The 14,645-nt window shown below is 50.0% G+C and carries 12 protein-coding genes; 3 read left to right on the top strand and 9 right to left on the bottom strand.

Features of this window, described 5'->3' with window-relative positions:
• Nucleotides 1-73: 73 nt before the first annotated feature.
• The 6 genes from gcvPB to NX720_RS09065 form a co-directional block, all read right to left on the bottom strand.
• Nucleotides 74-1,630, bottom strand: coding sequence for an aminomethyl-transferring glycine dehydrogenase subunit GcvPB (gene gcvPB, locus NX720_RS09090; protein ID WP_262600813.1), 1,557 nt, complete (start codon nt 1,628-1,630; stop codon nt 74-76).
• Between the two features lie 27 nt (nt 1,631-1,657).
• Nucleotides 1,658-3,055, bottom strand: a complete 1,398-nt coding sequence (gcvPA, locus tag NX720_RS09085; protein ID WP_262600812.1) for an aminomethyl-transferring glycine dehydrogenase subunit GcvPA — start codon at nt 3,053-3,055, stop codon at nt 1,658-1,660.
• Nucleotides 3,056-3,396: 341 nt separating this feature from the next.
• The gene (locus NX720_RS09080; RefSeq protein WP_262600811.1) at nt 3,397-3,987 is read right to left on the bottom strand and encodes a hypothetical protein; all 591 of its coding nucleotides are present in this window, start codon (nt 3,985-3,987) and stop codon (nt 3,397-3,399) included.
• 32 nt (nt 3,988-4,019) lie between these two features.
• Entirely contained in the window at nt 4,020-5,399 is a 1,380-nt protein-coding gene (locus NX720_RS09075) for an OmpP1/FadL family transporter (RefSeq protein WP_262600810.1), read from the bottom strand.
• Between the two features lie 159 nt (nt 5,400-5,558).
• Nucleotides 5,559-6,173, bottom strand: coding sequence for a trimeric intracellular cation channel family protein (locus NX720_RS09070; protein ID WP_262600809.1), 615 nt, complete (start codon nt 6,171-6,173; stop codon nt 5,559-5,561).
• A 111-nt stretch (nt 6,174-6,284) separates the two neighbouring features.
• A complete protein-coding gene (locus tag NX720_RS09065) occupies nt 6,285-7,544 on the bottom strand; it encodes a Bcr/CflA family multidrug efflux MFS transporter (RefSeq protein WP_262600808.1) in 1,260 nt (419 codons plus the stop codon).
• A 341-nt stretch (nt 7,545-7,885) separates the two neighbouring features.
• Between NX720_RS09065 and NX720_RS09060 the strand changes: the two genes are divergently transcribed.
• Complete coding sequence (locus NX720_RS09060; RefSeq protein ID WP_262600807.1) at nt 7,886-8,512, top strand: hypothetical protein; 627 nt, start codon at nt 7,886-7,888, stop codon at nt 8,510-8,512.
• Between the two features lie 156 nt (nt 8,513-8,668).
• The gene (locus tag NX720_RS09055) at nt 8,669-10,063 is read left to right on the top strand and encodes a serine hydrolase domain-containing protein (RefSeq protein WP_262600806.1); all 1,395 of its coding nucleotides are present in this window, start codon (nt 8,669-8,671) and stop codon (nt 10,061-10,063) included.
• A gap of 320 nt (nt 10,064-10,383) precedes the next feature.
• Here NX720_RS09055 and NX720_RS09050 read toward each other — a convergent pair whose 3' ends face one another.
• The gene (locus NX720_RS09050; protein ID WP_262596510.1) at nt 10,384-11,556 is read right to left on the bottom strand and encodes an RNA-guided endonuclease InsQ/TnpB family protein; all 1,173 of its coding nucleotides are present in this window, start codon (nt 11,554-11,556) and stop codon (nt 10,384-10,386) included.
• Between the two features lie 65 nt (nt 11,557-11,621).
• Between NX720_RS09050 and tnpA the strand changes: the two genes are divergently transcribed.
• Nucleotides 11,622-12,050 carry an IS200/IS605 family transposase gene (gene tnpA, locus NX720_RS09045; protein WP_262595354.1) on the top strand — a complete coding sequence of 143 codons (429 nt, stop codon included), beginning with the start codon at nt 11,622-11,624 and terminating at the stop codon, nt 12,048-12,050.
• A gap of 56 nt (nt 12,051-12,106) precedes the next feature.
• On the opposite strand, the gene NX720_RS27055 is transcribed toward tnpA, so the two are convergent.
• Nucleotides 12,107-12,238 (bottom strand): YgiT-type zinc finger protein, encoded by a 132-nt coding sequence (locus NX720_RS27055; RefSeq protein WP_404831085.1) that lies wholly within the window; start codon nt 12,236-12,238, stop codon nt 12,107-12,109.
• Between the two features lie 242 nt (nt 12,239-12,480).
• Nucleotides 12,481-14,478, bottom strand: a complete 1,998-nt coding sequence (gene tkt / locus NX720_RS09040; RefSeq protein WP_262600805.1) for a transketolase — start codon at nt 14,476-14,478, stop codon at nt 12,481-12,483.
• Between the last annotated feature and the right edge of the window lie 167 nt (nt 14,479-14,645).

The raw sequence follows: 14,645 nt of genomic DNA, 5'->3' as shown, positions 1-14,645 counted from the left end.
CATGATCAGGATTTTGAGAAAAGCCGACCAGAATGGTTAAAAACCATTCTGGTTGGCTGTCGTACGACAATAATTACTTTTTAAAGCGACGTACGTACTGACGCCAGGTGCTGGCCACTACTTCAAATGACTCACCCATCACGTGATTCGGTACATGGCGGCTGGCTTTATAAGGTGCCTGCGCGACCATTTCCGGATTTTCAAGACACTCGTTCGCTACGGTTTTCAGCGCTTCCACGTAGTAGTCAATGTCTTCCTTGTTGTAGGAATCACAAGGCTCAGGCGTGAAGGGCTCAGGAACAGTGTAAGGGTGGTGGGACTGCCACAGCTCAGAGATGCCATAGTCCACCAGCCGGGCATTAACCGCATCGATACCCAGGCCACCGGTTTTCTCAAACAGCTTGTCGAATGACAGACGGGTCTGCTCCATACGACGCACTTCTGGTGAATAATGGAGAGAAACGCCCGGCACTTTTTCCAGAATCTCATCGGTCATGTACTGGTTGTTCAGCACAGAGATCACCGCCGCCTGTTTCAGACCTTCCGCGCCCAGGGTGCGACACCACATATACGCCCTGACCACAACAGGGAAGTTACCCAGGAATGCCTTGATATGACCGATGCTCTGTTCACGGTCGTAGTCCACTCGATACTTGCTGCCATCAAATTCAACCGTAGGCTTGGGCAGGTAAGGTGCCAGTTCCTCAATGCAACCCAGTGCGCCACAGCCAGGGCCACCGCCACCGTGAGGCGAGGAGAAGGTCTTGTGCAGGTTGAAGTGCATCAGGTCAAACCCGGCTTCCCGGGCCCGTGCAATACCCAGCAGGGCGTTGGCATTGGCCTGGTCATAAGCACACAGGGCACCCACATCATGGGCAGCCTTAGTGAACTCGTCGATCTGGTCGTTGTAGATACCGGTATCTTCCGGATTGGTGATAAAGATACCCGCTGTCTTATCACTCAGGGCCGCCTTGAACTCTTCCAGGCTGGGCAGGCCGGTCTTTTCGTCCGGCATCAGGGTGATAACCCGGTAGCCCAGGATGGATGTGGCCGCGGCGTCAACAGGGTGGGAGTGCAGGGTGGTGATGATCTCATTTTTATGGCTGTTGCCATTGGCCTTGTGGTAGGCGCTGATGATCTGCGCATTGGAGTAAATCGCATGACCACCGGAAGCTGGCAGGAAGGAGACGCGATCCATACCACCAATTTCCTTCATAATCTGCTCAGTTTCGTAGTAGATCTTCAGAATGCCCTGCATGGACTCTTCAGACTGAAGCGGATGCACACCCGCCAGACCCGGGTGACGGCTGACCACGTGCTCCTGAACCTTCGGGCTGTACTTCAGGGTACAGGTGCCCTGGGAAATACCCAGCGTGTTATCAGCGCCCATGTTTTCCTGGGACAGGCGGATGTAATGACGATTTACCAGTGCCTGGTTGACTTCTGGCAGAGCGGGCCTGCTCTTTCTTCTGACCTTGCCCAGTACTGATACGCCGTCGCCTACTTCAGACTTGACCGCGGCCTCAGCCTGTGGAACCAGAATGCCTCGCTCTCCGGGCGTTCCCATTTCCATGATAACCGGCTCATTCCAGCGAGCCTGATGAAACTCTCGTAATTGTACTTTTTCCATGACTTCTTTCCCCAAATCTTAAAAATCTTAAATAGCGGCCTTGATTGTTTCTACCAGCTCATCAATATCCTTCTGAGTGTGAATTTCAGTCACACAGTACAGGGCGCTCTGCCCCAGCTCAGGGAAGGTAGATGAAAGATCGTAACCACCAAAGATCTTCTGATTCATCAGGCTCTTGTTGATCTCAGACACAGAACGGCCAGTGCCACTGAAATCAACCACAAACTCTTTAAAGAAAGGACCGGACAGTTTGATTTCTACGCCAGGCAGTTCTGCCAGTTTGCGCGCCGCATACTGGGACTTTTGCATGATGCTCTCGCCCACGTCTTCCATACCCTGCGGCCCCATCAGCGCCAGATAGACGCCTGCTGCCATGGTCCAGAGTGCAGCGTTGGTGCCGGTAAATTCGGAAGCTTCTTCACGCACTGCGTAGGAAGTCCGCTCAAACGCAGCCACCCATGAAAAACCGATCTCTCCTTCAACAGAGGTCGGGGAAGCCGCTACCATCTGGTCTTTCAGTTCGTACAGATACTCTTTTTTGTCCTTGACCATCACATAGCCTGCCACGCCGCAACCGGCCAGCATATGCAGCCCCAGGGAGTGAATGTCACCACAGGCAATGGTAGCGCCGTAAGATCCCGGCGCTTCTACAACACCCAGAGAGATAGGATCGGCATAAACAATAAACTCAGCTCCGGCGGTTTTTGCCAGCTGCCCGATTTCTTCAGCCTGAGTTTCAACAATGCCGAGGAAGGTAGGATTCTCAATAAAGACGGCAGCGGTCTGGTCGTCCAGCTTCTGCTTCAGCTCGTCCAGGTCCAGCAGGCCGGTGTCGCTGTCGTACCCGATGTATTCAATCTGGGCATACTGCTGATCAATGCCACCCAGGTAGTTGTTAACAATCTCCTTGTTCTGGGGGTTCATGCTCTTTGGCATCAGAACTTTGCGACGACCGGTAATACGGCAGGCAATACGGATGGCATGACCTGCGGAAGCGCCACCGTCGTACTGAGGCATCGCAATACAGTCCATATCCAGCAGCTCAGCCATCATGCTCTGGTATTCAAACTGAATCTGGGACTTGCCCTGATCCGCCATCAAACCGGCATAGGCCGTACTCAGTTCACCACGGCCAATGATCTCGTCAACAACAGCGGGTACATAATGGGGTGCACAGCCTGCCCCCAGAAAGTACTTGTGGGTTGACAGGTTGGCGTTACCGGCCAGCAGCTCTTCCGTGTGCCTGCGTACGGTGTATTCATCCAGCATCGCCTCAGGGAGATTCATCTCCTTTTGCAGCAGGTGCTCCGGAATGGAATTAAACAACTCCATTTCGTCGGTTACATTGACTTTCTTCATCAATGCAGCCTTGGTCTCCGGTGCCGTATTCGGAATATAAGGATAAACCACTCTATTGTCAGTCATGCTTGACTCCCATAGCTCGACTTGCATTTTTATTGGTGAAAACTGCGTTAAAACTATTGCTTGCGCAGTTGTTCAGAAAAACGGTTTATTCCTATGGAAGGCAAACTGCATGCCAGAACTAAAAAACATTGTCGTCTTTATGTAAAGTACCAGAAAAATAGCGTATCTCCGGAGAGAAAATATTTGATCACAATTGTTAATGTGACCCAGATCAATGTTCAACAATGTGCTACAACTGTCGAGTAAATCGTATTATGACACAGCGTTGAGACACTAATGGGACAGTTCTTAGCCTGTAGATACCATCTACAAGTTAGACGTAATGGGAAGATGTACTAGAACTATGGTTGCTTTTCCGGTGCTGCCAGCCTGCCAGAACCTTCATCGGGTGATGAAATCAATACATACACGGTCCAGTCATCCAAAAACAGGCCTTTGGTGTTAACCATTTCAGTTGAGCCACGAACCTGCCCGTTCACCCGATATTCTGTTCTTTCACCTTTATTATCTGGCAGTGGCTCATGTCGGATCGCCACGTTGTCAGCCTTAACGCACTGCCCGATGGTGGCATTGGTTTCATCGTAAATAGCCCGTGCAGACTGGGCATCGGGCAGAATTTTACTGCAGACAAAGCTGTAGCGGTTTGACCATTGCCAGATTTCACAGCTGGTTTCCAGAGGCTGATAGGTGGATTTCCACAGGGTGATTTTGTTCTGGAAGTTTGGCTGTGAACGAATGGCCCGGAAGCCGTTGCCGCTGTTATTGAACACATAATTCAGTTGCCCGCAGACATCCTGCTGGTGGGGTTGTTGCGCCAGCTGCTGTCTTTCTTTTTCAAGGTGGGAGGCGCAGCCTGTCAGCAGTGCAGGCAAAAGAAGCACAGTCAGAATGACAATCCGTGCGGCGGGTTGAGAGGGAAATCGACCAGACATTTATCACTCCTCCAGGCTTCATGCCTGAGATATTAAAAGCGATAGTTCAACTGTGCTGCCACAATGTGCGAACTGTTATTATATTCCCCGGTGATTTTGCCGTATTCAGCATTCACGTTATGAGGCGGGGTGCCGTTATATTTTGCTTCTGAAATGTTACCTTTGTCCATCACTACATAAGCGTAAGCCACATCAATGCTCAACTGTTCAGTCGGCTGCCAGCTGGCTCCACAGGTAAACCAGTTCCGGTTGGCATCCGGAGAACGAACAGTACGATTTTTGTCGTCTACTGGTGACTGATCCCACATGTAACCCAAACGCAACAGCCATTGTTGTGCTATCTGGTAAGAGGTTCCGACGGAGAACGCCCATACGTCTTTCCAGTTCATGGGAATATAGGAGGATGGATCCGTGGTGATTTCCGGAGGCAGGTCGGGAATACCGGACTGGCTGATTTTTACATGGCGTTTGGCTTTGACGTAAAACTGCTTAAAACGACTCCAGCGGGTCCAGGTGGCGTCTGCCACCAGCGTCCAGCGAGGATCAATCTGGTGGGTAATGCTCAAAGCTACCCGTTCTGGCATGGTAATATCGAGTTTGGCATCTACCTTATCATTGACTGTTACATTAATCGGTGGATTTTCGGGAACCATCAGCCTGCCCTGTACCTTGATGTCACCATCCAGCGTAAACTCCAGCTGAGAATGATACACAGCGCCAATTTTCATTTGTTCGTTAATCTGCCATATAACCCCTATGTTCCAGCCAAAGGTATTATCGTCGCCCTCTATCGTCGCATCGATGGGCAGAACATCCGGAACACCGGCAGTTTGCGTCAGCTTGCCTTTGACATAAGCACCAATGAGTCCGATACCGATGGCAAAGTCTTCCCGTACCTTAAACGACAACGTACCTTGTAAATTGATGACTTTAACGCTGGTTTCATCGCCGAAGTACTTGCCGGGCCAGTCATCTTTGTAGTCCAGCTCAATACCAAAGGGGCCGTAAGCACTCAGGCCAACCGTTATTTGATCGTTGAAAGGCATTGATAAATGCCCAAAAGGAACCGGTGTCGTTTTTTGAAAGTCAGTGGTTTTGCCACGAAGAGTTTGCCCATTGTCATAGGGTGGGGGTAGAGGCGGTCTTTTATATTGTCCCTCGAACTCACCTCCTTTGAAGATCAGCGCAGAACCCACAGAGAGGGTATTGTGTTTCACAAAGCTGATTCCTGCCGGGTTATTGGCTGCTATAGAAGCGTCGACGGGGTTTGAGGCACGACCGGCAAAGCCTGCCCCCATGTAGCTGGCAGAGTTTTCATTGAGGCCGTAACCTGCTGCCAGACAGTGCGCAGAGTAAGCCATAACGCAGGACAGGGAGGCAACCCGGTATAAGCCGGTGGTGAGGTGATGCATGGTAAACCTCGACGACTATGCTGACATAGGAGAGCGATGGTCGAAATAGAATAAGCATCAAAGATTTATAGTTTGTCTGGCGGAAAACACAGAAGAAAATAGTTTGAAAGGTGATTGGAAAGACGGCCTTGAACGTCTGCAAAACCGTCTTAAAAATGGTCAGTTGTTGATCTTGGGCAACTGAAAGCGTGGCAGGGAAATATTGTTATACAGGGCAAGCAGTCGCATAAGCAGGACTAGAGTTGCAGAAATAACAGCGGCCAGTGTGAAACCCAGAACCGAGTTAAGGAAAACAAAGACAGCGCCGCCAGCAATAGCGGCAGAGGCATAGACCTCGTTGCGCAGCACATTAGGTATTTCATCCGCCAGTACATCCCGGATAGCGCCACCGCCACAGCCGGTCAGAACCCCCATCATTACTGCAACAACAGGCTCTGCACCATAAGTCAGGGCTTTATCCGCACCAATCACAACGAAGACCGCCAACCCCAGGGCATCGGCCACCTGAAGTGGCCACTGAGCCTTCTCATGCCACTTACGCAGTGCAATAGCGAACAGGGTAGAAGCAAAAATAACGGTTAAATACAGAGTGTCCTGAAACCAGAAGACAGGTGTCGCACCCAGCAGGACGTCACGAATAGTGCCGCCGCCCACAGCGGTCACGAAAGCCAATACCATGGCCCCAAAAATATCCATGTCTTTGCGACAGGCGACCCAGGCTCCACTGATAGCAAAAACAGCGGTACCAAATAAATCCAGGCTATATAACAGCATGTTCAGACTGACTGTGGAGTTAAAAAGTAAACAAGATTATATAGCCGGTAGTTGAGGGTCAAATATAGTCGGAAACCGTTATGTGGTGCGGGGCGCACCTACATGAAATGGTCAGGCAGACACCTTTTCCTCACTGACCGCGGACTCTTTCTGCGCTCCCTGTTCTGTTGCGGGAATAGCGCCATTCTTTACCAGCAACAGGCTCGCCACCGATAAAATACCACAACCCGCCATAACCATAGCCATTGGTATGGCCGTACCGTCATGTAACAGGCCGACAAAAGCCGCTGTTGCAGCGCCAATACTAAAACGCAGTGCGCCTGCCATGGCATTGGCAGTGCCTGCTGAACGAGGGAAATGAGCCAGCGCCAGGGCATTGGAATTTGGTCCTGTTAAACCTAAGCAGGCGACATAAACCATAATCGGTAAGACAATTCCCGCCAGCCCGGCGTTTCCTGTTTTAGCATTCAGAAGCAGGGCAAAGGCAGCCACAGCAGCACTCATGCTGCCGGTTCGGAGAATGCTAAACAGGGGCATATGGCCAATCAGGCGGATATTGACCATATTCATAATGCCCATGGCAAAGATGTTCAGGCCAAACAGCAACCCATAGCTTTCCGGATCAACACCATACAGTTCGATATAAACAAAAGGCGATCCGGTAATAAAGGCAAACATGCCTCCAAAGAAAAAGCCATGGCACAAAATGCAGCCCATGGCATTACGATTTTTAAGGACGCTGATATAGGTGGCAGCCAGTTCTTTTGCCGGTACATTTAAACGACGGCTTTCTAGTAATGTTTCAGGCACTCGCCACATTGCCAGCCCCATGGCCAGAAAAGCCAGCGCAGCCAGAAAGATGAACAGGCTTTCCCAACCAAAAAATCTTAAAATTTGTCCACCCAGAAGTGGTGCCAGAAGTGGAGCAACTGTCATCACCAGCAAAATAGACGACAATGCTTTTGCACTTTCCTGCCGGGGAAACAAATCCCGAACCATAGCCGGAATGGTCACCATCACCGCCGCCCCTGCCATGGCCTGCAATACCCGCACGATAATCAACTGGTTGGCATCGGTACACAGGGCAGCCAGTATGTTAGTAACGAGGTAGCCAACCAGTCCCGGCAGCATCACTTTCTGACGACCAAAACGGTCCGATAGAGGTCCGTAGATTAACTGCCCCAAAGCAAAGCCCATAGTGTAAGCACTGAGGGTAAACTGGATTTTACTGAGGGGCTCTCCCATATCGTTGGCAATAGCGGGCAGAGCCGGAAGATAGAGATCAATGGCCATGGGGCCAAGCATGGTGAGTGCACCAAGGGTCAGAATGAAAAGCATCCTTTCATTCTTGTTATTTATATCGATGGTCATACATCTGCCTGAGGTGAGTATATAAACGACTATGTCGTTATTAGTTCCTTCTGTTCGGTTAGATTGGGATATATACGATTAATGTCGTTAAACAGAGGTCAGGCCATTATAAAATTTATCGCTATATAAATATATGGTTAATTATTAAACAGAATAAAATCGGAAACGATTCTAAAACCGTGTTATTGGGATTTTTGTCGATTCACAGCCGTAAAAGCTCAGTTTATCCTGCTCTTCTGAAATCCAGAATGAACCTTGGCACAATTGTCTCGGCAATTGTTGCAACGAAACACATTCTGCAGCGAAAGACATCGTACAGTAAAAGGCAGGAGACCGTAACCGTGAATAAAAACGCATTATCTGAGCTGGGTGAGCTGATTGTCTCCAAAGAAAAGCTGATGAATGTTCTGGCAAATAATGTTGACGGCCTGAGTGACTATCCCAGCCTTCAGGCTCATGTCAGCAAAAAGCACCCGAATCTTCAGGCTTACCAGAAGCTTTCCAAAGAGAAGAAGAAAGAGTTTTATGATGCATTGGATGAACGCCTGGGCTGGATGATTTATGAGATGATGCTTGATGAAAAAATGGATTTTCTGATTGAGCGGGCGGCGTTTTTAGTAGGCGACGATATCAGCAAGCTGCACTCGTTAAGCCTGAAGGAGTTCGGCCCGGATTTGGTGGTCAGGTATTTAACAATGATCTGTTCAGCGGTTTACTCCCAGACCGAAGAACGCCCGTCTTACCCCTGGCTGGCAGAAAAAGGCCGCTGGGACCCAGCGTTCTGGTCCAATGCGGATAAAGCCTTTATCGCCTGGGAGCAGGGTTATCGCAGCCATTACAAACTGGATAACTGGTGCAAGGAGAATCTCGGCTGCCGGGCGCCACAATCGTGCATCAAGTTTTTTAAAACCATTGGTGATCCCGGGCAGATTCCCCAGTGGCTGGAAGTCTACGGTGAAGAGGCGTAGTGATGCTTAATGATGTCATTACTAAGCATTATTAAAGCTCCACTAAACAGGGACAAAAAGCTTGCTGATTCTGCTTTTGATAGAGTAATCAACCAGCAGCAGGGACAGTCAGTTTGTCAATGCTCAATCCCTCTTCAGTCAATCGGTGCGAGTGAAATGAAAAAATCGATCCTGGCAATTGCTACGGCAGCCGCTTTGTTCGCTACAGGTACTCAGGCTCATGTAACCTACCATGAGCCCGACCAGCAGATGGAAAAGAACCTTAACGTATACGGTACTGGCATCAAGGACTGGGAATACTCAAAGTTCGCCCGTTTCGCCATGGTCGATAACCACAAAATTCACTACTGGGCCGAGATTCCTGCCCCTGCTGAAAAAATGCCCATGAAAAAGGCAGCCAAACAGCTTGATGTCAGCAAAATCACCGTACCGGATGTCGTACCCGGCAACACCATCAGCATGTACAACCTGATGCGTGACCGTGCTGAAATCAGCTCCTACGTGATCATGAACAAGAAAGGCGAGATCATTGCCGAGGACTACTGGAACAACTCCAAAGTAGACACCAAGCACCAGCTGCACTCCGCTCATAAATCATTTACCTCCATGGCCTGGGCTGCGGTAGAAGCGACTGGCCTGGTGAGCGCGGACGAGAAGGCTGAAACCTACATCAAAGAGCTGAAAGGCACGCCGTGGGGCAAAATCAAAATGCGCCACTACCTGGACATGACCTCCGGCTCCAATACCATGGATATGTCCCGTGAAGGCTGGCACAACTGGGAAATGCCAGACGGCAACGTAACCGACAGCTCCATGTCGACAGTGGCTGGTTATGCTGGCCTGGTAGAGAAAGATGGCAAACTGGTTCCACCTGTGCAGGCAGAGAATGCCAAAGGCATTACCCGCCTCGGTGAATACCTGGAGCTCTACGCCCATAACCATGACCCTGAGTGGAAGCCAGGTGAGAAGTACCAGTATCGCTGCCTGAACACAGAAATGGTGGCTATGGCACTGGTTCGCGCCACCGGCAAGCCGCTGGCTGAAGTATACGACGAGTACCTTTGGTCCAAAGGCGGTTTCAACAACTACGGCGCCATGTACGTTAACCAGGATAAAGATTCCATCGGTTCCGGTGCTTACAATACGACGACCCGTGACTTTGCCATCGGTTCTTTCATCATGGCTAATGGTGGCAAGAACTGGAAAGGCGAGCAGGTTGTTCCGGAATCTTTTGTAAAAGAAGTCGTAGAAGGCGATCCGGTGGTTAAGAAAGCCTGGGCTCAGATTTCCTATGAAGGTCTGGCGGTTCCGACAGGTGCCTGGTACAAAAACCAGTTCCGTACACTGACTGATCCGGAAACCGGCGTTGATTTCTCTATGATGCTTGGTACAAACGGTCAGGTATCTGCCTGGGATCATAACACCGGCAACGTTATCGCTATCTTCGGTGATTACCGTAACCACACAGGGCAGGCGATGATTCACACGTACTTCTTCGATGTCATCAAGCCGCTGTTTAAGCGTCTGGCTGATGAACAGGCTGCTTCTTAACGTCTTTTGTCGTTTAACTTGCCCTGCCATTCAAGGCAGGGCTTTGTTCTGGTAGCAGGGCAAAAAGAGCAGAGGACTTTTTTGAGGCCTCTGCTTTTTTACTTTAAGGGAAGTGGCACAACAAGCTTGACCATGGAGTTTTCTTGCTTCCCTCTGTGATTGATTGTAAATACCCCTTTATCTTTGATCAGCGACTTTTTTATCCTTATTGATAATGTTGTAGACTTTGGCAGCTCATTGATTTTTGGGCATAAAAAAACCCGCAGGTCTGGCACAGTCAGTGACTGCTCCCCACCCTATCGGGTGAGGCTTCTGATTTCTTAGGCAGCAACCGACAGTCTGCCGGATTTACGCAAGCCTCCATCAGCAGAAACGGACAGTCCTTCCGCCTTTAATTTCAATATGCCTTGCTTCTTGATATTGCGAGCTGCATTAATATCCCGGTCATGGATAGCACCACAGCTACACTCCCATGATCGGATTCTCAATGGCATTTTTTCCTGTTTCAAATCGCAGACTGAGCAAGTTTTAGAGGATGCAAACCACTGGTCTATCTTCACCAGATGTTTACCTTCCTGCTTTGCCTTGTATTCGAGTTTGGTTATCAGTGAATGCCAGCCAGCATCAGCAATAGAACGAGCAAGACGCTTGTTCTTGAGCATGTTTTTAACTTTCAGTGTCTCCACAATCACCGCTTGGTTTTCGTCGATGAGTTGTTTTGATAGCTTATGCTGAAAATCATTACGGGCAAAGGCTACACGCTCATGCGCCTTTGCCACCAATAAACGGGCTTTGTGCCTACCTTTTGAGCCTTTCTTGCAGCGAGATAGAGCCTGTTGTTTTCTTTTCAGGTTACGTTGTGCTTTTTTCAGAAAGCGAGGGTTGCCAGTCTTATGGCCGGTACTGGTGATAGCCAGATCAGTAATCCCCATATCAACACCGACAACCTGATTAGCTTCAAGATTATCAATCTGTTTTGGTTGTTCCTGGGTATCATCAGCCAATATGGAGGCAAAATACTTGCCGGTTAGCGTTCTGCTCAGGGTGACAGACTTCACCTTACCCACTATTTCACGATGCACTTTAGCCCTTATGGGCTTGCACTTGGGGATTTTTATCCAGTTATCGCCCACAGAGACAGACGTACAATGGTAGCTACTTTGCTTGCCATGCTTTTTCTTGAAGCGAGGAAATCTTGCCTGCAATTTGGGATTGAAAAAGTTTTGAAAGGCCGTATCCAGATTGATAGTGGCCTGTTGCAGTGCAATAGAGTCAGCGTTTTTCAGCCATGAGTACTTTCGGCTTTTCTTGGCTTTTGCCAGCAAGGGCTTCAGGTGTTTTTTGGGAGAAAGGCTCTGCCCACGAACCTTGTAATAATGAACCTTAATAGCCAGGGCCTTGTTCCATACGAACCGCACAGCATCAAACTGACGGTCGAGAAATTCCGCCTGCTCTGATGTTGGATAGATTCGTACTTTGGTGGCTCTCAGCATGGAACGTTATTTCAGTGCTCATCAATATAAAGTTTATATTACAGGTATTTGAAAGAGGTTTTCAAGTGAGCGCACACAATAAAGATTTGCTTAAAGGGTATCTTCGCAAACGACATAGCGTTACCAAGCTGGTTGTTCATTTGGTGTTCACGACAAAGTACAGACGAAAGCTTTTTGATGGCTATATGATCAAGCAGTTACGGGAGTCGTTCGAGAGTGCATGTGAAAAACTGGAATGCCAGTTACTTGAAATGGATGGCGAAAAAGATCACGTACACCTGTTGGTGGCCTACCCACCAAAACTGGCTATCAGTGTCATGGTAAATAATCTCAAATCAACATCATCAAGACGGTTGCGAATGCTGAATACCCACCTTACTGCTCAGAGCAAAGCAGGCTTAATGTGGTCAAGGTCTTACTTTGCTTGCAGTGCTGGCGGTGCAACTATCGAGACTCTGAAGGACTACGTTAATAGCCAGAGTACACCAGATTGATGGCGGAAGGCTCTGCGCCTTCCCGTCTTATATCCCCGCCCGCATTGGGCGAGGGTTTACAACGATTTTGCTAAAATGCATTCACCACAGAAATTGCAGTAGGTTCCTGGCTGGTCGAGGGTGATTGCGTGTTTCTTGTAGGTATATTCTGTTGGTCGGCTATCCCTGACTGCTTCTTCGCCACACACTTCGCAATAGACACTTTCCACTATGACCTCCTGTTACTTCTCTTTAAGCGAAATCAGCATGAGATACTTGCCACTTTTGGCTATTTGAGTGTATCTGTGTTGACTAAAAAATAGTTTTAAATTTTAGCAGCTGAAGGTGCGTCAGATTTACGGAAGCCTCTCCAAAAGCGGATGAAAACTTCACGATAAAAAAAAAGGGCTTCAATTCAGAAGCCCTTTTAAAAGACAGAATACAGTGGAAATTAATCCAGCATGTCTTCAGCCGCTGCCACAATGTTTTCAACGGTGAACCCAAAGAACGGGAACAGGTCACCGGCTGGCGCAGACTCACCGAAAGAAGTCATGCCGATAATGCGACCGTCCAGACCCACGTACTTGTACCAGAAGTCAGCGTGAGCGGCTTCGATAGCAATACGGGCCGGAACTTCCAGAGGCAGAACCTGCTGCTTGTATTCAGCGTCCTGAGCGTCGAACACTTCAGTAGAAGGCATGGATACAACGCGAACCTTGCGACCCTGTTCGGTCAGCCTGGCTTCGGCGTTCATAGCCAGTTCGATCTCAGAACCGGTGGCGATGAGGATCAGCTCTGGCGTACCCGCACAATCTTTCAGAATGTAACCACCACGGGTGATGTTGGCGATTTTCTCTTCATCACGAGCCATGCAAGGCAGACCCTGACGGGAGAAGACCAACGCGCTTGGGCCGTCGTTACGCTCGATGGCGTACTTCCACGCTACGGCAGATTCAACGGTGTCGCATGGACGCCAGGTGTTCATGTTTGGCGTGGAGCGCAGGTTGGCCAGCTGTTCGATGGGCTGGTGGGTCGGACCGTCTTCACCCAGACCGATGGAGTCGTGGGTATAAACGAAGATGGAACGCTGCTTCATCAGGGCAGCCATGCGAACGGCGTTACGGGCGTACTCCATGAAGATCAGGAAGGTGGCGCCGTAAGGTACGAAACCGCCGTGCAGGGCGATACCGTTCATCATGGCGCTCATGCCAAACTCACGCACGCCGTAGTACAGGTAGTTACCGGCAGCGTCGTCTTTCTCAACGCCTTTGCAACCGCTCCACAGGGTCAGGTTGGAGCCGGCCAGGTCAGCAGAGCCACCCAGCAGTTCTGGCAGCAGAGGGCCATAAGCATTCAGGGTGTTCTGGGACGCTTTGCGGCTGGCCACTTTCTCGGATTTTTCCTGGCACTCACGAATGTAAGCGTCGGCTTTTTCAGAGAAGTCTGCTGGCAGTTCGCCACTCATACGACGCTTGAATTCAGCAGCCAGCTGCGGGTGAGCCGCTGCGTAAGCTTCGAATTTCCCGTTCCAGTCTGCTTCTTTAGCAGCGCCGGCTTTCTTCGCATCCCAGCCTTCGTAAACGTTGGCAGGTACTTCGAAAGCACCGTGATTCCAGCCCAGGCGCTCGCGAGTCAGTTTGATCTCGTCATCGCCCAGAGGCGCACCGTGGCACTCTTCCTTGCCTTCCTTATTAGGAGAGCCGAAGCCGATAACGGTCTTGCAGCAGATCAGGGTTGGCTTGTCAGTTTCCGCACGACCGGCTTCGATGGCAGCCTTGATGGCTTCCGGGTCATGACCGTCAACATTTGGAACAACGTGCCAGTTGTAGGATTCAAAACGTTTAACGGTGTCGTCGGTGAACCAGCCTTCTACTTCACCGTCGATGGAAATGCCGTTGTCATCGTAGAAGGCAATCAGCTTACCCAGACCCAGAGTACCAGCCAGGGAGCAGGATTCGTGGGAGATGCCTTCCATCATGCAGCCATCACCCATGAATACGTAGGTGTAGTGGTCTACGATGTCATGGCCTTCGCGGTTGAACTGACCTGCCAGTGCTTTTTCAGCAGCGGCAAAACCAACGGCGTTGGCAATACCCTGACCCAGGGGGCCAGTCGTGGTTTCGATACCAGGTGCATAACCGTATTCCGGGTGACCGGCGGTTTTAGAATGCAGCTGGCGGAAGTTTTTCAGGTCTTCGATGGATACATCGTAGCCAGAAAGGTGCAGCAGGGAGTACAGAAGCATGGAGCCGTGTCCATTAGACAGGACAAAACGGTCACGGTCGGCCCACTCCGGGTTAACCGGGTTGTGGTTCATGTAGTCGCGCCACAGCACTTCGGCGATGTCGGCCATGCCCATTGGGGCGCCAGGGTGTCCGGATTTGGCTTTTTGGACAGCATCCATGCTCAGGGCACGGATGGCATTGGCTAGCTCACGACGTGGGGACATAGAAATCAGGGCTCCTGATGATCAAGTCATTGCAATGTGTGAGCGTATTCTAATCGCTATCAGGGTAAAACGGTATTGCAGAAAGTACCAAAAATGATCAATGAGTGATTTATTGAGGATGTCCAGTCAGTGATCTAGAAAGAACCAGTGCTGGTGAAGTACACGGG

It is taken from the genome of Endozoicomonas euniceicola (assembly GCF_025562755.1).
Lineage (GTDB): Bacteria > Pseudomonadota > Gammaproteobacteria > Pseudomonadales > Endozoicomonadaceae > Endozoicomonas_A > Endozoicomonas_A euniceicola.
The sequence above is the reverse complement of the archived record's forward strand: the minus strand, read 5'-3'. Positions and strand labels throughout refer to the sequence as shown.

Excerpts from the sequence above, each read along its gene's own strand:
- NX720_RS09075 (WP_262600810.1), bottom strand. The coding sequence starts at position 5,399 with ATGCATCACCTCACCACCGGCTTATACCGGGTTGCCTCCCTGTCCTGC.
- NX720_RS09050 (WP_262596510.1), bottom strand. The coding sequence starts at position 11,556 with ATGCTGAGAGCCACCAAAGTACGAATCTATCCAACATCAGAGCAGGCG.
- NX720_RS09080 (WP_262600811.1), bottom strand. The coding sequence starts at position 3,987 with ATGTCTGGTCGATTTCCCTCTCAACCCGCCGCACGGATTGTCATTCTG.
- NX720_RS09065 (WP_262600808.1), bottom strand. The coding sequence starts at position 7,544 with ATGACCATCGATATAAATAACAAGAATGAAAGGATGCTTTTCATTCTG.
- gcvPA (WP_262600812.1), bottom strand. The coding sequence starts at position 3,055 with ATGACTGACAATAGAGTGGTTTATCCTTATATTCCGAATACGGCACCG.
- tkt (WP_262600805.1), bottom strand. The coding sequence starts at position 14,478 with ATGTCCCCACGTCGTGAGCTAGCCAATGCCATCCGTGCCCTGAGCATG.
- gcvPB (WP_262600813.1), bottom strand. The coding sequence starts at position 1,630 with ATGGAAAAAGTACAATTACGAGAGTTTCATCAGGCTCGCTGGAATGAG.
- NX720_RS09055 (WP_262600806.1), top strand. The coding sequence starts at position 8,669 with ATGAAAAAATCGATCCTGGCAATTGCTACGGCAGCCGCTTTGTTCGCT.
- NX720_RS09070 (WP_262600809.1), bottom strand. The coding sequence starts at position 6,173 with ATGCTGTTATATAGCCTGGATTTATTTGGTACCGCTGTTTTTGCTATC.